At 75.3% G+C, this 20,444-nt stretch carries 18 protein-coding genes; 3 read left to right on the top strand and 15 right to left on the bottom strand.

Going from position 1 to position 20,444, the window contains the following annotated elements; translation table 11 throughout:
• Positions 1-85 precede the first annotated feature (85 nt).
• The gene (locus FMM08_RS07595; RefSeq protein WP_147925761.1) at positions 86-1,141 is read left to right on the top strand and encodes a class I SAM-dependent methyltransferase; all 1,056 of its coding nucleotides are present in this window, start codon (positions 86-88) and stop codon (positions 1,139-1,141) included.
• A gap of 7 nt (positions 1,142-1,148) precedes the next feature.
• Here FMM08_RS07595 and FMM08_RS07590 read toward each other — a convergent pair whose 3' ends face one another.
• From FMM08_RS07590 to FMM08_RS07545, 10 genes are all read right to left on the bottom strand, one after another.
• Entirely contained in the window at positions 1,149-2,270 is a 1,122-nt protein-coding gene (locus tag FMM08_RS07590; protein ID WP_147925760.1) for an ABC transporter ATP-binding protein, read from the bottom strand.
• Positions 2,267-3,319, bottom strand: coding sequence for an ABC transporter ATP-binding protein (locus tag FMM08_RS07585; RefSeq protein ID WP_147925759.1), 1,053 nt, complete (start codon positions 3,317-3,319; stop codon positions 2,267-2,269). The genes FMM08_RS07590 and FMM08_RS07585 overlap by 4 nt, the downstream gene beginning before the upstream one ends.
• Positions 3,319-4,245: an ABC transporter permease gene (locus FMM08_RS07580; protein ID WP_147925758.1), complete on the bottom strand. Its 927-nt coding sequence runs from the start codon at positions 4,243-4,245 to the stop codon at positions 3,319-3,321. Before FMM08_RS07580 ends, FMM08_RS07585 begins: the two co-directional genes overlap by 1 nt.
• Positions 4,242-5,246, bottom strand: a complete 1,005-nt coding sequence (locus FMM08_RS07575) for an ABC transporter permease (protein WP_147925757.1) — start codon at positions 5,244-5,246, stop codon at positions 4,242-4,244. Before FMM08_RS07575 ends, FMM08_RS07580 begins: the two co-directional genes overlap by 4 nt.
• A gap of 20 nt (positions 5,247-5,266) precedes the next feature.
• Complete coding sequence (locus tag FMM08_RS07570) at positions 5,267-6,985, bottom strand: ABC transporter substrate-binding protein (protein ID WP_255472153.1); 1,719 nt, start codon at positions 6,983-6,985, stop codon at positions 5,267-5,269.
• 167 nt (positions 6,986-7,152) lie between these two features.
• A complete protein-coding gene (locus FMM08_RS07565) occupies positions 7,153-7,884 on the bottom strand; it encodes an HAD family hydrolase (protein ID WP_255472152.1) in 732 nt (243 codons plus the stop codon).
• Between the two features lie 11 nt (positions 7,885-7,895).
• Complete coding sequence (locus FMM08_RS07560; protein ID WP_222710529.1) at positions 7,896-8,564, bottom strand: response regulator; 669 nt, start codon at positions 8,562-8,564, stop codon at positions 7,896-7,898.
• A 71-nt stretch (positions 8,565-8,635) separates the two neighbouring features.
• Positions 8,636-11,482: an ABC transporter permease gene (locus FMM08_RS07555; protein ID WP_147925755.1), complete on the bottom strand. Its 2,847-nt coding sequence runs from the start codon at positions 11,480-11,482 to the stop codon at positions 8,636-8,638.
• Entirely contained in the window at positions 11,482-12,360 is an 879-nt protein-coding gene (locus FMM08_RS07550; protein ID WP_147925754.1) for an ABC transporter ATP-binding protein, read from the bottom strand. The genes FMM08_RS07555 and FMM08_RS07550 overlap by 1 nt, the downstream gene beginning before the upstream one ends.
• 67 nt (positions 12,361-12,427) lie before the next feature.
• Positions 12,428-13,717, bottom strand: coding sequence for a sensor histidine kinase (locus FMM08_RS07545; RefSeq protein WP_147925991.1), 1,290 nt, complete (start codon positions 13,715-13,717; stop codon positions 12,428-12,430).
• A 182-nt stretch (positions 13,718-13,899) separates the two neighbouring features.
• Between FMM08_RS07545 and FMM08_RS07540 the strand changes: the two genes are divergently transcribed.
• On the top strand, positions 13,900-14,727 hold the full coding sequence (locus FMM08_RS07540; RefSeq protein WP_147925990.1) for a PAC2 family protein: 828 nt from the start codon (positions 13,900-13,902) through the stop codon (positions 14,725-14,727).
• A 99-nt stretch (positions 14,728-14,826) separates the two neighbouring features.
• On the opposite strand, the gene mshC is transcribed toward FMM08_RS07540, so the two are convergent.
• The 4 genes from mshC to FMM08_RS07520 all read right to left on the bottom strand — a co-directional run bounded on the left by mshC (position 14,827) and on the right by FMM08_RS07520 (position 18,381).
• Positions 14,827-16,107 (bottom strand): cysteine--1-D-myo-inosityl 2-amino-2-deoxy-alpha-D-glucopyranoside ligase, encoded by a 1,281-nt coding sequence (mshC, locus tag FMM08_RS07535; RefSeq protein WP_147925753.1) that lies wholly within the window; start codon positions 16,105-16,107, stop codon positions 14,827-14,829.
• A gap of 49 nt (positions 16,108-16,156) precedes the next feature.
• A complete protein-coding gene (locus tag FMM08_RS07530) occupies positions 16,157-16,969 on the bottom strand; it encodes an SCO1664 family protein (protein WP_222710527.1) in 813 nt (270 codons plus the stop codon).
• A 68-nt stretch (positions 16,970-17,037) separates the two neighbouring features.
• A complete protein-coding gene (locus FMM08_RS07525) occupies positions 17,038-17,598 on the bottom strand; it encodes a DUF3090 domain-containing protein (protein ID WP_147925752.1) in 561 nt (186 codons plus the stop codon).
• Positions 17,599-17,619: 21 nt separating this feature from the next.
• On the bottom strand, positions 17,620-18,381 hold the full coding sequence (locus FMM08_RS07520; protein ID WP_147925751.1) for a histidine phosphatase family protein: 762 nt from the start codon (positions 18,379-18,381) through the stop codon (positions 17,620-17,622).
• 32 nt (positions 18,382-18,413) lie between these two features.
• Between FMM08_RS07520 and FMM08_RS07515 the strand changes: the two genes are divergently transcribed.
• Positions 18,414-19,400, top strand: coding sequence for a magnesium and cobalt transport protein CorA (locus FMM08_RS07515; protein ID WP_187279617.1), 987 nt, complete (start codon positions 18,414-18,416; stop codon positions 19,398-19,400).
• Here the strand turns inward: FMM08_RS07515 and FMM08_RS07510 are convergent.
• Positions 19,378-20,424 (bottom strand): LLM class flavin-dependent oxidoreductase, encoded by a 1,047-nt coding sequence (locus FMM08_RS07510; protein WP_147925749.1) that lies wholly within the window; start codon positions 20,422-20,424, stop codon positions 19,378-19,380. The two genes, FMM08_RS07515 and FMM08_RS07510, sit on opposite strands and share 23 nt — an antisense overlap.
• Positions 20,425-20,444: the final 20 nt, after the last annotated feature.

The raw sequence follows: 20,444 nt of genomic DNA, 5'->3' as shown, positions 1-20,444 counted from the left end.
AATTTGTGACAGACAGTAGCGTGTCGGCCCTGTGTGGTCCCCCGCGTCGGGGACACTACAGAACGTGACTGCTGATCCAGCCTCCGTGACAGCACGCCCCGCGGCCGCGACCACGCGGGTGCGGCTGCTGCCGCACCAGCGCAGCGGCCGGGTCGAGCTCGCCGTCGACGTGGTCGACCACCAGCACGGCGTGCGCCACCGCAGGCTGGTCGTCGACGACGCCCATGCGGGCTCGCCGACCCGCACCGCGCTGCAGGCGGAGTTCGCCGCCCACGACGCGCTGCTGCGAGCACACCCCGAGTGGGAGGCACCGGTGGTCCGGAACGGCGAGCTCGTCATCCAGAACCCCGCCTCGGAGTACTTCTACGCCTCCCCCACCATGCGGGAGTGGCGCACCGCACTCGTCCCCGGCGCTGGCGCCCTGCTCCCGGTGCAGCGCCCCGGCATCAGCCACCTGCCCTCGGGGGCAGCGCTCGACCAGACCTCGGCGACCATCTACCGCGACGCCCTGGACTCGATCGGTGTGCGCACCCGCGCCGTGGTGCTCCAGGAGATCGCGCGCCGAGACGCCCGCACGCTGAGCGAGGCAGCTCGCCCTCGCTGGGTCAGCCTCGCCAGCGGAGCCGCCGTCCCAGTCCTGGACGCCATGGCCGGCATCGAGGGCCTCGCGCAGCGCCCGCACCTGACCCTGGTGGACATCGATCCCCACGCCCTCTCCCTGGCCGAGCGCATGGTGGTCGAGCAGGGCCTGGAGCTCGGGCCCGACGTCGCCCTGCTCCAACGTGACCTCGTGCGCGACCTGCTCGTCCGGCCCGCGCTGCTGCAGGAGGTGGGCGAGGGGAGCGCCGACCTCGTCGAGGCGCTCGGCATCTTCGAGTACTTCCGCGACACCTCGTGCGTGCGCCTGCTGCGCGAGGCGTTCCGCCTGCTGAGGCCGGGCGGCTCGCTGGTGGTGGCCAACATGCTCTCCGACCGCCGCGAGCTCCAGTTCAACCAGCGCGCGATCGGCTGGCCGCAGCTGGTGCCGCGCAGCGTCGAGGAGCTGGTGGACCTCGTGCGGCGCGCGGGGCTGCCCCTCGACAGGACCACGATCAGCATCCCCCAGGACGGGGTGTACGCCGTCGTCGACGTCGTGAGGTAGCCGGCCGTCAGGCCGGCTCCACCGCCGCGGGGTCGCGGGAGGCCCGGGACGGCTGCAGCTGCCCGTCGCGGATGGCCTCCGCCCAGTGGCAGGCCACCCGGTGCGGCGTGCCCGTGCCGGGTGGCCTGACAGCAGCCGCCGGTGCGCCCGCTCCGGGCAGGCCCAGCTCGCGCAGCTGGGGACGCTCGTCAGCGCAGCGCGTGGGCTGCACGAACGGGCACCGGGTGTGGAAGCGGCACCCCGTGGGCGGGTCGGCGGGGCTGGGCAGGTCGCCGGTGAGCAGGATCCGCTCGCGCGAGTCCTCCGCCGACGGGTCCGGCACCGGCACCGCCGACATCAGCGACAGCGTGTACGGGTGCAGCGGCTGGGCGTAGAGGTCGTCGGAGTCGGCCTCCTCCACGATCCCGCCGAGGTACATGACGCCCACCCGGTCGCTGGAGTGCCGCACCACGGCCAGGTCGTGCGCGATGAGCACGTACGTCAGGCCCAGGGCCTCCTGGAGGTCCTCCAGGAGGTTGAGGACCTGGGCCTGCACCGACACGTCGAGGGCGCTCACCGGCTCGTCGGCGACGACGAGCGCCGGCTCGGCGGCCAGCGCCCGGGCGATGCCGATGCGCTGGCGCTGCCCGCCGGAGAACTCGTGCGGGTACCGGGTGGCCGCGGACGCCGGCAGCCCGACCAGGCCGAGCAGCTCGCGCACCCGCCGGCCGCGCTCGCCCCTGCCGGTGAAGAGCCCGTGGGCGCGCAGCGGCTCGGCGACGGCCGCCTCGACGTCCATGCGCGGGTCGAGGCTGGCCATCGGGTCCTGGAAGACCATCTGCATGCGCCGCCGGGCGCGCCGCAGCTGCTCGGTGCCCAGCGAGCGCAGGTCGGTGCCGTCCAGGCTGACGGTGCCCGCGGTCGGCTCGGTGAGGCGCAGCAGCGCCCGGCCGAGCGTCGACTTGCCGCAGCCGGACTCCCCCACCAGGCCGTACGTCTCGCCGCGGCGCACGTCGAGGTCGACGCCGTCCACGGCCTTGACGGGTGGGGCGGCCCGGCGCAGCAGGGTGCCCCGCCCGGGGTAGTGCACCGCCAGACCGCGCGCGGACAGCAGCACGTCGCCCTGGGAGCTCGCGTCCGGGGTGCTCATGCGCTGCGCTCCTGCTGCTGGTCGTGCTGCTCGTGGTCGTGAGGGGCCGGCACGGGGTGGGCGCAGCGCAGCAGGTGCTGCCCAGCGCCGGCGGGTGCGTCGTCGTCCTGCTCCAGGGGCAGGTCGCTCCCCCGGCAGGCGTCGGAGGCGGCGGTGCACCGCGGCGCGAAGGCGCAGCCGTCGGTCCACCCGATGACGTCGCGCGGGGTGCCCGGGATGGGCGTCAGCCGCTGCCCGCGCGGGGCGTCCAGGCGCGGCACGGACGCCAGCAGCCCGGAGGTGTACCGGTGGCGCGGGCGGGCGAACAGCTCGTGCCGCCCCGCCCGCTCCACCACGCGCCCCGAGTACATGACCGTGACCGTGTCGCACAGACCCGCCACCACGCCGAGGTCGTGGGTGATGAGGAGCATCGCCGTCCCGCGCTCGCGCACGAGGTCGCCCATGAGCTCGAGCACCTGCGCCTGGATGGTCACGTCCAGCGCGGTCGTCGGCTCGTCGGCGATGAGCAGCTTGGGGTTGCACGCCAGGGCGATGGCGATCATCGCCCGCTGCCGCATCCCGCCCGACAGCTGGTGCGGGTACTCCCGCAGCCGGCGCACGGGCGCCGGGATGCCCACGCGCGCCAGCAGCTCACCGGCCTCGTCGCGCGCGGCCCTGCGCGAGGCCCCCGTGTGGCGGCGCAGCACCTCGGTGATCTGGGTGCCCACCGTGACCACGGGGTTGAGCGAGGTCATCGGGTCCTGGAAGACCATCGCGACGTCGCGGCCGCGCACGCCCTCCAGCTCGCGCTCGGGCAGCGAGAGCAGGTCGCGCCCGTCGAAGGCCGCCGTCCCGGAGACCTGCGCGGTCTTCGGGAGGAGGCCCATGACCGCCATCGACGTCACCGACTTGCCAGAGCCCGACTCCCCGACGAGCCCGGCCACCCGGCCGGCCTCCACGTCGAAGGAGACCCCGTCGACGGCCCGGTCGGACAGTCGGGACGACGACGAGCCGCGCCCGGACCCGCCCGGGAACGCCACGGAGAGGTCCCTGACCTCGAGGAGTGCCACTACTTGCGTCCCTTGGGGTCGAGCGCCTCGCGCAGGGCCTCTCCGAGGAGCGTGAAGCCGAGCGCGGTGACGGCGATGCAGGCACCGGGCCAGATCGCCAGGTGCGGGTCGGTGGCCAGCCGCGACTGCGCGTTGACCAGCATGCGCCCCCACTCCGCGGTGGAGGGGTTGGAGGCGCCCAGGCCCAGGTAGCTCAGGGCAGCCACCTCGATGATCGCCGTCGCCAGCGTCAGGGTGGCCTGCACGATCACCGGCCCCAGGGAGTTGGGAAGCAGGTGGCTCATGACCACCGTGCGCCGCCGCACGCCCAGGGAGTGCACGGCCAGCACGTAGTCCGAGCCGCGCTGGGCGAGCATCGAGCCGCGCAGCAGCCGAGCGAAGATCGGCACCTGCGCCGCGGCGATGGCGATCATCACGGAGATCGGCCGCTGACCGAGGACGGCGGCCACGCTGACGGCCAGCAGCAGCGACGGGATCGACAGGAGGATGTCGACCAGGCGCATCACCACGGTGTCCACCCAGCCGCCGACGCCGCCGGCCAGCACGCCGAGCACGGCCCCGCCGGCCAGTCCGAGCGCGGTGGAGACCACGCCGATCAGCAGCGACTGCCGCGCGCCGAACACGAGCTGCGTCAGCAGGTCGGTGCCGGGGCTGTCCAGCCCGAGCGGGTGGCCCGGGGAGGGGCCGGGCACCGAGGACGGCGTCACGCCGCTGTCGGGCAGCGGCACGCCTGGCTGCCCGGGGGCGATGAGCGGCGCGAACAGCGCCACGAGGAGGAACGCCAGCACGATGACCGCGCCGGCGATGGCGGTGGGGTTGCGCCGCAGGCGGCGCCACGCGCTGTGCCACAGCCCGCCGCTGCCCACCGCGTCCGGGTCGGGCGCGGTGGGGGTGGCGGGCTCCAGCGCTTCGGAGATCTGGGTCACGAGAGCCTCACCCGGGGGTCGATGACGCCGTACAGCAGGTCGACCACGAGGTTGACCAGGGCGTACGTGAGGGCGATGAACAGGATGAACCCCTGCAGGACGGCGTAGTCGAGCTGGCTGATGGCCTGGAACAGGTAGCTGCCGATGCCGTTGAAGGCGAACACCGACTCGGTGAGCACCGCCCCGGAGAACAGCAGGCCCGTCTGCAGGCCGATGGTGGTGACCACGGGCAGCAGCGCGTTGCGCAGCACGTGCCGGCGGCTGATGAGCGCCCGCGGCAGGCCCTTGGCCCGCGCGGTGCGAACGTGGTCCTCCCCGAGCACCTCCAGCACGGAGGCGCGGGTGATGCGCACGATGATCGCCAGCGGGATGGTGCCCAGGGCGATGCCCGGCAGCACCAGGTGCACGACGGCGTCCCAGCTGGCGTCCCACTCGCGCGTGAGGATCCCGTCGAGCACGTAGAAGCCCGTGACGTGGGTGGCGTCGATGCGGGGGTCCTGGCGGCCCGAGGTCGGCAGCCACGGCAGCCACTGCGAGAAGACGATCTTCAGCAGGTAGGCCAGGAAGAACACCGGGATGGTCACGCCGAGCAGCGAGCCACCCACCATGAGCGTGTCCAGCGCACCTCCGGCGCGCCGCGCCGCCGCGTACCCCAGCGGGATGCCGAGGACGACGGCGAACAGCAGCGCCGCGACGCTCAGCTCGATGGTCGCGGGGAAGCGCGACAGGAACGAGTCGAGCACCGGCTCACCGGAGGCGCTCGAGGAGCCCAGGTCACCGCGCAGCAGCCGCCCCACGTAGGTGAGGAACTGCACCGGCAGCGGCTGGTCGAAGCCGTACGCGGCGTTGACCTGGGCGATGGACTCCGGCGTCGCGCGCTGGCCGAGCAGCGCGCGGGCCGGGTCGCCGGGCAGGGCCCGCAGCCATGCGAAGAGCAGGACCACGAGCCCCGCCAGCACCGGCACCAGCAGCAGCAGGCGCCGGACGACGAACCTCAGCACGAGCTGGCGTCAGCCCTGGATCAGGACTGCGCGAGGGTGACGGTGTTCCAGACCTCGTCCTGGACGGGCGAGGGCTGGTAGCCCTGGACCTTCTTCGCGAAGGCCAGCGAGGGCACCGGCGAGGAGATCGGCACGCCCGGGGCGAACTGCGCGATCTGCTCGTTGATGGCCTGGTACGCCGGGATCTGCTCGTCGCGCGTGGGCAGGCCCCGGGCGGCGGTCAGCGCGTCGAACAGCTGGGCGTTGTCGAAGCCCCACTCGTTCGACTTCTGGCCGAAGAAGACGCCGAGGAAGTTGTCGGGGTCGTTGTAGTCGCCGGTCCACCCCAGCAGGTGGATGCCGTGGTCGGAGCCGCCCTGGATCTTGTCCAGGTAGTCCGGGCTCCACTTGTTGGCGACGGGGTTGACCTTGATGCCCACGGCCTCGAGCTGGCTCTGGATGGCCGTGAAGGTGGCCTCCGGCGCCGGCATGTACGGCCGGGAGACGTCGGTCGGGTAGTTGAAGTCCAGGGTGAGGTTGGACTGGCCGGCCTCGGCGAGCAGCTGCTTGGCCTTGGCGGGGTCGTAGTCGTACGTCGTGACGTCCGGGTTGTAGCCCGCCACCGTGTCGGGGATGAACTCGACCGCCGGCTTGCTGCCCTGCGGCAGGGACTGGCTGATGACGGCGTCCTTGTCGATGGCGTAGGAGATCGCCTGGCGGACGCGGACGTCGGCCAGCGCCGGGTTCGCCTGGTTGAAGCCCAGGTAGAGGATGTTGAACGCCGGGCGGTTGACCACCTGGAAGCCGCCGGACTCCAGGCCGTCGATGTCACCGGGTGCCACGAGGTCGTAGCCGTCGATGTCACCGGCCTGCAGCGCCTGCAGGCGGGCGTTGCCGTCGGCGATGGTGCGGATGATGACCTCGTCGACCTTGGGCTTGTCGCCCCAGTAGCTCGGGTTCGGCGTGAGGGTGACCTGCTGGCCGCGCTCCCAGGAGTCGAAGACGAAGGGCCCGGTGCCGGTGGGGTGCTCGGTGGCGTAGGCGGAGAAGCGCGGGTCGTCCTCGGTGCCGCCGGTGTTGTTCGCGTCGTACTTCTCCATGGCCGTGGGGCTCTGCATGGAGAACGCGGGCAGCGACAGCGCCTGGATGAAGCCCGCGAAGGGCTTGGTGAGGGTCACCGTGGCCTGCGTGGCCGACGGCGCCGTGCAGCCGCCGTAGATGCCGCCCTGCTTGGCCGGGTCGTCGCTGGTCTTGAAGCCCTTGAAGATCGAGCCGTAGTAGTAGCTGATGTTCCCGGACTGGTTGACGCCGGTCCAGTCGTACCAGCGGTCGAAGTTCGCGCAGACCGCCTCGCCGTTGAAGTCGGTGCCGTCGGAGAACTTCACGCCCTGCTTGAGGTCGAAGGTCCATGTCAGGCCGTCGGCGCTGCCGGTCCACTTCTCCGCGAGCAGCGGCGCGGGGTCGGCGGTGCCGGGCTGGGTGCCGACGAGGCCCTCGAAGATCTGCCGCGCCACGCGGAACGTCTCGCCGTCGGAGGCGAACGCCGGGTCGAGCATGACCGGGTCGGAGGAGGCCGCGAAGACGAACGTGCCGCCCCCGGAGCCGCCGGAGCCCGACGAGCCGTCGGCGGAGGAGGTGTCGCGCTGGCTCTGCGCGCAGCCCGTCAGGGCGACAGCGGCGGCCAGGACGGCGGCGGCGGCCCCCACCAGACGCGGCGCGCGGCGCCGCACGGGGCGGGAGGGACGACGGAGGGCTCGCACAGGGGTCTCCTCGAGCATCGACGGTCGAGCCGCGGTCCCGGTGCTGGATCTGCGGCGTCGAGCACGTTAAGCCGTAGGAACTCCTGCGAACACCCTGGGGTCCACCTTGGAGGTCACGATCCGGACACGGCCGGCCGGTGATCTTCCGGTGTCCCTGGGGCGACCGCTCAGCGCACGAGGGGCGTCGAGGCGCCCTCGTCGGGGGCGGCACCGGCGGCCACGGCGGCGAGCCACGCCGGGTCGCGCCCCTCCAGCGAGGCCACCCGCACCAGGCCCGGACGGCCCTCCAGCTCCACCACGCAGGGGATGCCGACGGTGGGCACGCCCGCCGCGAGCGCGCTGGTGACGCCGGTGGTGGAGTCCTCCAGGGCCACGCAGCGGGAGGGGTCCGCGGACAGGCGCCGGGCGGCCTCGAGGTAGGGGTCGGGGGCGGGCTTGCCGCGCGTCACGGCGTCCCCGGTGACGACGGCGGCGAAGGTCCCCTCGGGCAGCAGGGCGACCAGCTCGTCGGCCAGCACCTTCCACGACATGGTCACCAGCGCGCAGGGGACGCCGGCGTCGCCGACGGCGGTGAGCAGCTCGCGAGCCCCGGGGCGCCAGGGCACGTCGCGGCGGAACTGCTCGACCACGCGGCGCAGCAGCTCGGCGACGACCTCGTCGATGACGAGGTCGACACCGCCCTCGGTCCGCAGCCGGCGGGCCGACTCGCGCAGGTCGGATCCGACCAGCGAGCGGGCCTGGGCCTCGCTCCAGGAGCCGCCGTGGTCGGCGACGAGACCGAACTCGGCGGCGAACCAGTACGGCTCGGTGTCGACGAGGGTGCCGTCCATGTCCCAGAGCACCGCCTGCGGCAGCGGGTGCTGGTCGCTGGTGCCGGTCTGGTGGTGTGCGTCGCTCACGTGCGGCGAGGCTACCCGCCGGGGCGCACCAGGCCCGTCTCGTAGGCGGTGACGACGGCCTGCACGCGGTCGCGCGCGCCCAGCTTGGCGAGCACCCGGCCGACGTGCGTCTTGACGGTCGCCTCGGCCACGTGGAGGTCTCCGGCGATCTCGGTGTTGGACCTGCCGCGGGCCATGAGCACCAGCACCTCCCGCTCGCGCTCGGTGAGGGCGTCCAGGGCGCTGGCCGCTCCGCCGTCCTCGGCCCCCTCGGCGGCCAGCAGGGGCGCGACGTGCTCGAGGAGGCGCCGCGTGGTGGACGGCGCGATGACCGCGTCGCCGGCGTGCACGGTGCGCACGGCGGCCAGCAGCTCCTCGGGCGGGGCGTCCTTGAGGAGGAACCCGCTGGCCCCGGCCCGGATGGCGGCCAGGGCGTACTCGTCGATGTCGAAGGTGGTGAGCACCACCACCTTCGAGTCCGGCAGTGACGCGGTGATGCGCGCGGTGGCCTCGATGCCGTCGACGCGGGGCATGCGCACGTCCATGAGCACCACGTCCGGGGTGACCGCGCGGGCCATCGAGACGGCCTGCTCGCCGTCACCGGCCTCCCCCACCACCTGCAGGTCGGGCTGGGAGTCGATGACCATGCGGAAGCCGGCGCGCAGCAGCTGCTGGTCGTCGACGAGGAGGACCCTGATCACGTCGTCACCCGGTGTCACGGCGTCGAACCTAGCGGCATCCGAGGGTGCGCCCGACCCACCAGCAGCGCCGCTCACTGGTCCGCCAGGGCGGCGACGGGCGGGGTGCGGACCGCGCGCCGGGCGGGCAGCACCGACGCGAGCAGACCGGCGACGACGGCGACGGCGAGCAGCAGCCCGAGCCGCCCCCAGGGCAGCGAGGGCGTCCAGATGGCGTCTCCGCCGGCGGCGGCGACGCCGCCGAGCAGCGAGGCCGCCCCGGCCCAGCCGTACAGGGACCCCAGCACCACGCCGAGCAGCCCGCCGACGCCCGCCACCAGTGCGCCCTCGAGGGCCAGCATGCGGCGCAGCTGGCCCCGCGTGAGCCCGAGCGCCCGCAGCACCGCGTTCTCGCGGGTCCTCTCGATCACCGACAGGCTCAGGGTGTTGGCCACCCCCACCAGGGCGATGACGACGGCGACGGCGAGCAGGCCCACCACCACGAGCAGCATCGTGTCGATGACCTTCTCGTAGACCGCGCGCTGCGCCGCGAGGCCGCTCACGGAGACCGGCGCGGCACCCGTGTCGGTGCCGGCGACCTCCGTGACGGCGGACTGGACCTGGTCGACCACCTCGACGGCGTCGGCGGTCGGGCCGGTGCGCAGCCACATCTCGCTCTGGGCGTCGCCCAGCTGCAGCGCCGCTGCGTCGGAGCTGTCCAGCACCACCTGCGGCCCTCCGACGTCCGTCACGGCGACCCGCACGGCGTGCTCGGCGCCAGCGGCGTCCGCGGCGTCGGTCGTCGTGGCGCCGTCGGCGCCCTCTCCGCCGTCGAGCGCGGTGACGGCCCTCAGGTCGAGCTGATCGCCGTCGCGGACCCCGAGGCGCTCGGCGGTCTCCGGGGAGATGACCGCGGTGCCGGGGGCCAGGGGGGCGACGTCCGCGGGGTGGGCCAGCACCGAGGCGAGGTCGTCGCGGTTCCCGGAGATGACGTCGAGGCCGTAGACCTCCCCCCGCGAGTGGGCGGCCGGCCCTCCGCTGGTGACCACCTCACCGGTGGTGAGCAGCGCGGACGCCGACACCCCCGGCACGGCGCGCACCGCGCTGACCACGGACGCGTCGAGGCCCGGCCCGGTGCGGGACGTCCCCTCGGGAACCGTCGTGACCTGCACGTCCACCGGGAACTGCCGGTCGAGCGCTGCGCCGAGCGTCCGGCTGGTGGTGGCGGCGCCGACCACCATGAGCGCCACGAGCGTGGTGCCGATGAGCAGGGCGCCCGCCGTGGACGCGGTCCGCCGGGGGTTGCGGACGGCGTTGAGCGCGGCCAGGCGCGCCGGTGCACCGCCGGCGCGGGCCACGAGCCCGCCGACGAGCGACACCGTGCGCGGCACGAGGAAGACCTGGCCGACCAGCACCCCGGTGAAGGACGCCATCCCCCCGGCGACGGCGACGAGCACGCCGTACTGGGCCAGCTCGTCGGACGTGCCCGTCGCCGCGCCGACGGCGTCGGCGAAGCTCCCGGTGGCGAACAGCGTCCCCAGCACGAGGAGCGCGCCACCGCCCACCAGGAGGACCAGGGACAGCACGAGGCGCACCCGGGAGGTGCGGGTGCGCAGGTCCGGCGCGGTGGCCGGTCGCAGCGCCGCGAGCGGGGAGACCCGGGTGGCCGCCCTGGCGGGGACCAGCGCCGCCAGGAGGGTCGCCGCGACGCCGACGGCCAGCGGCACGAGCACGGCGGCCGGCGTGACGACCACGCCGGTGGGCACCGGCGCCCCGGGCGCGTAGTGCGCGAGCACCAGGGCGGCGACAGCGGCCAGGCCGGAACCCAGCGCCACACCGGCGACCGACGCGACGAGCCCCAGCGCAGCGGCCTCGAGCAGCACGCTGCGGCGCACCTGCCCCTTGGTGGCCCCCACGCAGCGCAGCAGCGCCAGCTGCCGGGTGCGCTGGGCCACCAGCACCGAGAACGTGTTGGTGATCACCGTGGTGGCCACGAAGAGCGCCACCGCGGCGAAGGCGAGGACCACGCCGGTGAGGACCCGGGTCCCGCCCAGGGCGCTGTCGACGGACCTGTCGACCACCTGCGCGACGGTGAGGACGTCGACGGGCGGCGCGTCTCCGCTCCAGCCCTGCGAGGGGTCCCAGCTCCCGGTCTGCACCGGCAGCCCGGCTGAGCCCAGGCGCTGCGCGACGGCGTCCCGGGCCTGCTCCGGGCTCGTCCCGGCCGCGTCCACCACGAGGACGGTGCCGTAGCCGCTGCGCGGCTGACCGCTGGGCAGGTCGCCGTAGAGGTCCGCGGACCAGGCCAGGGCGTCGGGCGCGGTGGCCAGCGTCGTGGGACCCGTGCCCGAGAAGACGCCCTCGTCGTCCTCGACCAGCCCGACCACGGTGACCGGGCTGTCGACGGGAGCGGGGTCGGCGAGCGGAGCGTCGCCGGCGGCGGCGCCGTCACCGGTGGTGGCGGCAGCCGGCGGGTAGGTCCGCACGCTGACGGTGCCTCCGACGTCCACCCCGAGGCGCTGCGCCGTCGCAGCGCTGACGGCCACCTGGCCCGCCGCCGCGGGGAGGGACCCGGCGGTCAGCTGGGAGGCGTCGACCTGCGCGAGCTCCGGCGCCGTCGCGGTGCTGCGCAGCGCGGTGTACTCGGTGCCGACGGCCCCGACCAGCTGGACGCCGGCGTCGACGCGGCCCTCGACCGCTGCGACCCCCGGGGTGCCGGAGAGCGAGGCGACCTGGGCGTCGGTGAGGGGGGAGCCGTTCGTGCGGACCACGACGTCGGCGCCGGCGTACTGGGCGGCGACCGAGCTCGTGGTGGTGCGGGAGAAGAGGGCGGACGTCAGCAGCACGGCGGCCACGAAGCCGGTCCCGAGGGCCACGGCCACGCCGGCGAGGAGCAGGCGGCCCGCGGTGGAGCGGGCCTGGCGGAGGGTGAGGCGCAGCATCACAGGCCCGCAGCGGGTGACGGGACGTGCGCGGCGGCCACGGCGCGCATCTGGGCCGTCGTCGTGCCGACCCCGCCAGCCGGGGGCAGGGAGGTGCGCAGAGCGTCCAGAGCGGAGGCGACGGCCTCGGGGGTGGGGTCGGTGACCTCCCCGGCGAGCCTGCCGTCGGCGAGGAGCACCACGCGGTCGGCGTAGGAGGCCGCGACCGCGTCATGGGTGACCATGACGACGGTGCGGCCCAGCTCGCGCACGCTGCGGCGCAGGAACTCCAGCACCTCCGCGCCGGAGCGGGAGTCGAGGTTGCCGGTGGGCTCGTCGGCGAGGACGAGCTCGGGCTTGCCGATGAGGGCGCGGGCGATGGCCACGCGCTGCTGCTGGCCGCCGGAGAGCTCGCTGGGCCGGTGCGACAGGCGCTCCCGCAGCCCCAGGACGTCCACGAGGTCGGCCATCCACTCCCGGTCGAGCTCGGCGCCGCGCCCCCCGCGCCGGCCACCCAGCTCCAGGGGGAGGGTGATGTTCTGCTCCGCGGTGAGCACCGGCAGGAGGTTGAACTGCTGGAAGACGAAGCCGAGGCGCTGGCGGCGCAGCAGCGTCAGCGCCGTGTCCCCCAGGGCCGTCAGGTCGGTCTCCCCGAGCAGCACGCGGCCGGAGGTCGCCGTGTCGAGGCCCGCGAGCAGGTGCAGCAGCGTCGACTTCCCCGAACCGGACGGCCCCATGATCGCGGTGAAGGCACCCCGCTCGAAGCTCACGTCGACGCCCCGCAGCGCGTGCACGGCGGCCGGGCCGCGTCCGTAGGTCTTGGTGAGGCCCACGGCCGTGGCCGCTGCGCCACCCGAGGGGCTGCCGGCGGGCGTCGCGGCGGGTGCTGTCGAGGTCATGCCCCCACTGTCGGCGCCGCGGGGCCGCGAGCGCATCGGCGCCCGGGACCGCGCTGCGCCCGCGCCGTCATACCGCCGGCTGACCCGCAGGCGGCGGCGCGCTCCGACCGGAGGCGGGCACGGGGAGCACGGCCTGCACCGCGAAGCCGCCCCCGCTGCGCGGCCCGGCGTGCGCGGTGCCCCCGTACAGGGCCATCCGCTCGGCCATCCCGGCCAGGCCGCGACCGACCCCGTCGCCGCGGCCCTCGCCGTCGACGGTGGCCGACGCGCCGCGCCCGTCGTCCTCGACGTGGGCCTCGAGCCGACCCGGCGCCCAGTGCAGCCGGACGGTCGCCCGCGCCGAGGGTCCACCGTGCTTCAGCACGTTCGTCAGACCCTCCTGCACCACCCGGTACACCGCCAGGCCCGCCCCCGCGGGCAGCTGGCGGGCCTCCCCCGTCGTCACCAGCGCCACCGGCAGCCCGCTGGCCCGCACCGAGGCCACCAGGGCGGGGACGTCCTCCACGCCAGGCTGCGGCTCGAAGACCGCGCCGCCGTCCTCGCGGAGCACCCCCAGCAGGCGCCGCATGTCCGTGAGGGCCGCCCGCCCGGTGGCGGCCACGGACTCCAGCGCCCGGACGGCCGCGGCGGGGTCGGCGGCGGCGGCGTAGCGCCCGCCGTCGGCCTGGGCGATCACCACGGACAGGGAGTGCGCGACGACGTCGTGCATCTCCCGCGCGATCCGTGCGCGCTCAGCGGCCGCTGCCAGCGCCTGCAGCTGCTCGCGCTCGGTCTCCACGCCGCGGGCGCGCTCCTCCAGGGTGCGCACGTGCGCGAGCCGGGTGCGGCGCCACTGGCCCAGGGTCCACGCCAGCAGGGCCAGCACCCCGGCCGTCACCGTCACCGAGACCACCACGACGAACGCCTCGCCGACGTCGGTGGAGGCCCACCCCAGGGCCACGCCCAGCCCCAGGGCCCCCGCGAGCGCCACCAGGAGGCCCCAGTACCGGGCCCAGCGGGGGCCGTGGGCGGCCACCGAGTACAGCGCCACGAGCACGGCGACGTCGGACGGGGAGACCAGCAGCGCCTCGCTGGCCCCCCTGCCCACCACCCCGGTCAGCAGGTGCACCGCGGCGAACGCGTACACGACCACCGCGGTGAGCACCGGCCGCGCGCGGCGCAGCGCGAGCACGCCCACCTGGAGCAGCGCGGCCAGCGACTGCCACGGCGAGCCGCTGGAGGCGAAGATCCCCGCCAGCAGCAGCGCAGGGGGGCAGAACAGGGCCGCGTCGACCACCACGGGGTGGGTCCTCACCCAGGCCTCGGAGGCGTCGACGCGGCCGCGCACCCCTGTGGGCTGACGCTGGCCCCGCTCCATCACCGGGCCACGCTAGGGCCGGGTGGGCGCCCCGGCGTCGTCCTGGTGGGTGAGCGCGTCGCCCGGCGCCTCCGCCCGTGGACCCACCCCCCGCCTAGGCTGGCCGCGTGGCGCCCTGCAGACGGGGGCGCTGACAGGAGGCAGACGTGGCACCTGAGGAGCACCCGCTCGCCGAGCCGGTGATGCTCGCGGCGTTCGAGGGCTGGAACGACGCCGGCGAGGCCGCCAGCGGCGCGCTCGACCACCTGCGTCGCGTCTGGGGCGCGGAGCAGGTCGCGGAGCTGGACCCCGAGGAGTACCACGACTTCCAGGTCAACCGACCGCAGGTGGCGCTCGACGACGACGGGCGCCGCACCATCACCTGGCCCACCACGCGCATCTTCGCGGCCACCGCCCCGGCCAGCGGCCGCACGGTCGTCCTCGTGCACGGCATCGAGCCGTCGATGCGGTGGCGCCGGTACACCGGAGAGCTCCTCGAGCACGCCCGTCGCCTCGGCGTCGAGACGGTGATCACCATGGGGGCCCTGCTGGCGGACGTCCCCCACACCCGCCCGATCCCCGTCTCCTCCACCACGGACGACGAGGAGCTGCTGCGCCGCCTCTCGCTGGAGCGGTCCACCTACGAGGGCCCGACGGGCATCGTCGGCGTGGTCTCCGAGGCCGCCGCGAGCGCCGGGCTGCCGTCGCTGAGCCTGTGGGCGGCGGTGCCGCACTACGTGGGGCAGTCGCCCTCGCCGAAGGCCGTGCTGGCGCTGCTGGGCCGCATCGAGGAGGTGCTCGGGGAGCCGGTGCCGCTGGGAGACCTCACCGACGACGCCCGCGCCTGGGAGCACGGTGTGGACGAGCTGGCCGGGGAGGACGCCGAGATCGGCGAGTACGTCCGCCAGCTCGAGGAGGCCAAGGACACCGCCGACCTCCCCGAGGCGACCGGCGAGGCGATCGCCCGGGAGTTCGAGAGGTACCTGCGCCGCCGCCCCGACGAGGGCAAGGACGGGCTCACCAGCGGCTGAGCGCTCGGCCCTCGGGTCGAGGGGCTCCGCGAGGGCGGAGGACAGGGGCAGGGACGCGCTGTCCCTGCGCCTGTCCTCCGCACTCGCGGGGTCAGCCCGTCAGAGGGCGATGCCCAGCAGGGCGTCGACGGCGTCCGCGACGAGGTCCGCGCGCTGGCCGCTCTCCGCGCCGCCGGGGGCGGCGAGGACCGTGGCGGCCCAGGCGTCGAGGACGACGAGGGCGCCGGGGGCGTCGAGGTCGTCGGCGAGGCGGGCGCGCAGGTCCGCCAGCACCGCGAGCTGGTCTGCGCCGTCGTCGGCCCCGCCGACGGCGACGGCGGCGCGCCACCGCACGAGGCGCTCCACGGCCTCCTCCAGACCCGCCTGGGTCCAGGACCAGTCGGAGCGGTAGTGGTGGGCGAGCACCGCCAGGCGCACCGCAGCAGGCTCCACCCCGGCGGCGCGGAGCTTGGAGACGAGCACGAGGTTGCCCTTGGACTTGCTCATCTTCTCGCCGTCGAGGCCGACCATCCCGGCGTGCGCGTACACGCCGGCGAAGGGCGGGCCGTACAGCACCGCGCCGTGGCTGGCGCTCATCTCGTGGTGCGGGAAGGCCAGGTCGGAGCCGCCGCCCTGGACGTCGAAGCCGGAGCCCAGGTCGTCGGCGGCGATGACGGTGCACTCGACGTGCCAGCCGGGGCGACCAGCCCCGAGGGTGCCGCCGTCCCACGCGGGCTCGCCCTCGCGGGCGGCGCGCCACAGCAGCGGGTCGAGCGGGTCGCGCTTGCCGGGGCGCTGGGGGTCTCCTCCACGCTCGGCGGACAGCGCGAGCATCTGCTCCGTGGCCAGGTGAGCGACCGCGCCGAAACCCGGGTCGGCCGAGAGATCGGCGTAGACGTCGCCCTTCGCCGGGTCGACCTGGGCGGGGCTCTCGGTGGACGGCTCGACCGTGTAGGCGGCGCCGCGGGCGAGCATCGCCCGGACGGTGGCCGCGATCCGCGGGATCGCCTCGACGGCGCCGACCCAGGCGTCGGGCGGCAGCACCCGCAGCGCCTCCATGTCGGAGGCGAACAGGTCCACCTGGGAGGCGGCCAGCTCGCGCCAGTCGACGCCGTCGCGGGTGGCGCGCTCGAGCAGCGGGTCGTCCACGTCGGTGACGTTCTGGGCGTACCTCACCTGCAGGCCGGAGTCGCGCCAGGCGCGCTGCAGCAGGTCGAAGGCCAGGTAGGTGGCGGCGTGGCCGAGGTGCGTGGCGTCGTACGGGGTGATGCCGCAGACGTACAGGCGGGCCTTCGGGCCGGGCGCGGCGACCTGCAGCTCACCGGTGGAGGTGTCGTGCACGCGCACGGGGCCACCCCTGCCGGGGAGCTGGGGGACGGCGGGGGCTGACCAGGGACGCATCGCCCGCGACCCTACCCAGCGCGAGCGGCCCCCAGCGCCGGAGGGCGCCTCAGAAGGGCGGCCAGGGCAGCGCGCGACCACCCGGCGGCGGCTTCGGGAAGCGCCGCCGCTCCAGCAGCCGCTCCACGCGCAGCTGCGCGGCGAGCAGCTCGTCGTCGGTGAGGAGGGTGGACAGCACGTCGGCCAGGTCGCCGTCCAGGGCAGCGGCCGTGCGCTCCAGCAGCACCACGACCTCGTCGTCGAACGACCTGCCGGCGAAGCCCCACAGCACCGTGCGGAGCTTGGGGTCGTCGTGGAAGGTCAGGCCGTGGTCGACGCCGTAGATGCGGTCGTCGAGGCCTCGCAGCACGTGACCGCCCTTGCGGTCGGCGTTGTTGGCCACCGCGTCGAAGGCCGCCATCCGCACCAGGCCCGGGTCGTCGGCGTGCACGAGCGAGACCGCCTCCCCGCGGTAGCCCTCCCCCTGCACCACGGTGAGCCAGCCGTCAGGCACCCGCGAGGGCGCGACGACGTCGATGACGCCCGCGCCCGGCTCACCGAGGCCCCGGCCGGCCCCAGCGCGACGCCGGGTCCCGGGAGGGTCGACGTACGGCCCGTCGTCGGGCGGGGGTCCCACCCACGCCTGCACCGATCCGAGGCCGAACTCGCCCTCGCGCAGCACGGTCGGCGGGACGACGCCCCACCCGGCGGCCTCGGAGACCAGCGCGGCGGCCACCTCGCGCCCGGCGAGCGTGCCGTCGGGGAAGTCCCACAGCGGGGCCTCCCCCGCCACGGGCTTGTAGACGCACGCCAGCGACCGCTCACCCGAGGTCACCCGGGCGAGCAGCGTGGTGTTGGAGGCGCCGAGCACTCGGCCGGTCACCTCCAGATCACCCGCTGACAACAGGGTCAGGAGGTCCGGAGCGCCTTCGCCGCCGTGCTGGGTGCTGCTCAGCGGCGGTACCCGTTGGCGCGCGGGCACACGTGCCCGGCCGGGTCGAGCGGGTCCCCGCAGAACGGGCACGGGGGGCGGCCCGCCGCGACGACGGCCAGGGCCCTGCTGCAGAACGCCCTGGCGCTGGCGCCGGTGAGGTTGACCCGCAGGAGGGAGCGGGTGTCCTCCTCCTCCGCGCCGACGGCCGATCCGCCGTCGTCGTCGTCACCGACCTCGAAGCACTCGATGACGACGAGCTGGCGGTCGCCGTCCCAGGCGAGCGTCATCGTGCCGACGCGGAACTCCTCCTCGATGGGGGTGTCCAGCGGGGCGTCGTCGCGGGCGTCGGCCGGGGTCACCGCAGGCACCGGGGCAGCGCCGCCGCTGCGGCGGACCACCTCGTCGAGGAGCTCCTCGACGCGCTCGGCCAAGGCGGAGACCTGGGTCTTCTCCAGGGCCACCGAGGTCAGGACGGTGCCGGAGCGGGCCTGGAGGAAGAAGGTGCGCGCTCCCGGGGGGCCCGTGGTGCCGGCCACGAACCGCTCCGGGGGGTCGAAGTCGAAGACCTGCCGGGGCATGGTGGCGAACCTACCTCCCGCTCAGCGGCCTCCCCCGGCGCCACCACCGATGACGGCGTCGGAGGACGGGACGGAGGGGGGCTGGTCGGGCTGGTCACCGTCCGGCTCGCCCTGCTGGGAGGGCTCGGGCGGGGGCGGCAGCAGGGAGGTGACGTCACCGCCGGTGTCGTTGGTGCGCACCGCGAACGGGCGCAGCGGGGTGTACCTGACCACCGAGACCGAGGCCGGGTCGACGACGATCCGCTGGAAGCCGTCCAGGTGGACCCCGAGCGCGTCGGCGAGCACCGCCTTGATGACGTCGCCGTGGCTGACCGCGGCCCACACGGCGTCGGGCCCGTGCTCCGCGGCCACCTCGGCGTCGATGCGGCGGACCACGTCGAGGGCGCGCTGCTGCACCATCCGCATCGGCTCGCCCCCGGGGAAGACCACCGAGCTGGGGTGCGCCTGGACCGCGCCCCACAGCGGCTCCTTGAGCAGCTCGGCGATGGGGCGGCCGGTCCAGTCGCCGTAGTCGCACTCGGACAGGCCCTCGTCGGTGACCAGCTCGGGCCGTGGGGCGCCGTCGGGGCCGGGGACCGCCAGCAGAGCGGCCGCCGTCTCCTGGCAGCGCTCCAGCGGCGAGGCGACCACGCGGACCAGCGGCAGCGGCGCCAGGCGCTGCGCGAGCGCTGCCACCTGGGCCCGCCCGGTCTCGTCGAGGGTGACACCGGGGGTGCGGCCGGCCAGGACGCCACCGGTGTTGGCAGCGGTGCGGCCGTGGCGGACCAGGAGGAGGACGGGCACGCCGGAACGCTACGTCAGCCAGGATGGCGCGCGTGATAGCGGGCACGTGGGTGTGGGGTCCCGAGGGGCACCACCAGGTGGAGGACTGGCAGGGCGCGCTGAGCGGCTGCCAGGACGGCGGCGAGGGCTTCGTGTGGATCGGGATGGACGAGCCCGACCCCGACGAGCTCCAGCGCCTGGCCCACGAGCTGCACCTGCACCCCCTGGCCGTGGAGGACGCCGTCCACGGCGGGCAGCGGCCCAAGGTGGACCGCTACGACGACGACTCCCTGCTCGTGGTGCTGCGGCCCCTGGAGTACGACGAGCCCACCTCCAGCGTGGAGACCCGCGAGCTGACGATGTTCGTGGGCCCCCACTACGTGGTGAGCGTGCGGCGCGGGGGTCACACCCCGCTCAAGAGCGTGCGCTACACCCTCGACGCCGCACCGGGCCCGCTGCGGGCCAGCGCCATGGGGGCGCTGCACGGGGTGCTGGACGCCGTGGTCGACCACTTCGTGGTGGTGGCCGACGAGCTCGGGGACGACCTGGACGACCTGGAGCGCCGCGTCTTCACCGGCGCCGGCGGCGCCCCCGGGGACGTCGACGCCGCGGACATCTACCGGCTCAAGCGGGAGGTCTCCGAGGCCCGCCGCGCCGTGGCGCCGCTGGTGGAGCCGGTCGCGTCGCTGGCGCGGGGGGAGGTGGCGGGGGTGACCAAGCGGCTGAGGCCGTTCTTCGCCGACGTGCTCGACCACCTCATGCGCACCGAGGACCGGGTGGCCGGGTACGAGAGGTCCCTCACCGACATCCTCAACGTCCACCTGGCGCAGGTGTCGGTGCAGCAGAACGCCGACTCGCGCAAGATCTCCGCGTGGGCCGCGATGGCGCTGGTTCCCACCCTCATCGCCGGGATCTACGGCATGAACTTCGACGTGATCCCCGAGCTGAAGTGGCACTACGGCTACCCGTACGCCCTGGGCCTCATGGTGGTGGTCTGCCTGGTGCTGTGGCGGGCGTTCAAGCGGTCGGGCTGGCTGTAGCGGGAGCCAGCGCGTCCAGCACCGCCAGCCGCTCGGCCAGGGTGGCCCCGAAGGGGGCGACGGCGACGGTGCCCACCCCGGCCGCCGCGTAGGCGCCCAGCCGCGCGCGCAGCTCCTCGGGGGTGCCCAGCAGGCACGCCGCGCGCAGCAGCTCGGTCGGCACCAGCGCCGCGGCGCTGGTGCGGTCGCCGGAGAGGTAGGCGTCCTGCACGGCCGCGGCGGCCGCTCCGTGGCCGAGCCGGGCGGCCTGCTCGGCGTAGACGTTCTTCTCGCGGCTGCCCATCCCGCCCAGGTACAGGGCCGTGTGCGCGCGCAGCGGGGCGGCGACGGCCGGGTCGTCGAGGTCGGCCCCCTCCGGGACCACCAGCGCCGTCACCGCGGCGACGACGTCGAGGGGCCGGTCCGCGCCGCCGGGCAGCTCGCAGCGCGCCCGACCCCGGGCCAGGGCGGCCACCTGCTCCTCGGACGCCTCGGGCACGAGGAACGCCGGCAGCCACCCGTCGGCCACCTCCCCCGCCAGCTCGACGTTCTTCGGGCCGACGGCCGCCAGCAGCAGCGGCAGGTCGGGCCGCGGCGCCGGCAGCGACAGGCGCAGCCGGGACGCGCCGTGCAGCCCGGGCTCGCGGGCCAGAGCGCGGCGCACGTCCGCCACGTAGGCGCGGGTGCGGGCCAGCGGCTGCGCGAAGGCCACGCCGTGCCAGCCCTCGGAGACCTGCGGCCCCGACACGCCCAGGCCCAGGCTGAAGCGGCCGCCGGAGACCCCGTCCAGGGTGGCGGCCGTCATGGCCGTGGCCGCCGCGCTGCGGGCGGGCACCTGCAGCACCGCGCTGCCCAGGCCGATGGTGCGCGTCTGCCCCGCGAGCCACGCGAGCACGCTGACGGCGTCGGAGCCGTACGCCTCGCTGACCCACGCGGAGGCGAAGCCGTGCTCCTCGGCGCGCTGCACCAGCGCGAGCGCGTCGGCGGCCTGCGCTGCCACCGGGCGGTCGGAGCCGAAGTACCCCAGCGACAGCGCCAGCCTCATGCGCGCCGACCCTAGGGGGT

The sequence above is a fragment of the Quadrisphaera setariae genome, from assembly GCF_008041935.1.
In the GTDB taxonomy this organism is placed as follows: Bacteria; Actinomycetota; Actinomycetes; order Actinomycetales; family Quadrisphaeraceae; genus Quadrisphaera; species Quadrisphaera setariae.
The sequence above is the reverse complement of the archived record's forward strand: the minus strand, read 5'-3'. Positions and strand labels throughout refer to the sequence as shown.

Excerpts from the sequence above, each read along its gene's own strand:
- FMM08_RS07525 (WP_147925752.1), bottom strand. The coding sequence starts at position 17,598 with ATGCCCCGGCAGGTCTTCGACTTCGACCCCCCGGAGCGGTTCGTGGCC.
- FMM08_RS07540 (WP_147925990.1), top strand. The coding sequence starts at position 13,900 with ATGCTCGCGGCGTTCGAGGGCTGGAACGACGCCGGCGAGGCCGCCAGC.
- FMM08_RS07550 (WP_147925754.1), bottom strand. The coding sequence starts at position 12,360 with ATGACCTCGACAGCACCCGCCGCGACGCCCGCCGGCAGCCCCTCGGGT.
- FMM08_RS07555 (WP_147925755.1), bottom strand. The coding sequence starts at position 11,482 with ATGCTGCGCCTCACCCTCCGCCAGGCCCGCTCCACCGCGGGCCGCCTG.
- FMM08_RS07590 (WP_147925760.1), bottom strand. The coding sequence starts at position 2,270 with ATGAGCACCCCGGACGCGAGCTCCCAGGGCGACGTGCTGCTGTCCGCG.
- FMM08_RS07510 (WP_147925749.1), bottom strand. The coding sequence starts at position 20,424 with ATGAGGCTGGCGCTGTCGCTGGGGTACTTCGGCTCCGACCGCCCGGTG.
- FMM08_RS07545 (WP_147925991.1), bottom strand. The coding sequence starts at position 13,717 with ATGGAGCGGGGCCAGCGTCAGCCCACAGGGGTGCGCGGCCGCGTCGAC.
- mshC (WP_147925753.1), bottom strand. The coding sequence starts at position 16,107 with ATGCGTCCCTGGTCAGCCCCCGCCGTCCCCCAGCTCCCCGGCAGGGGT.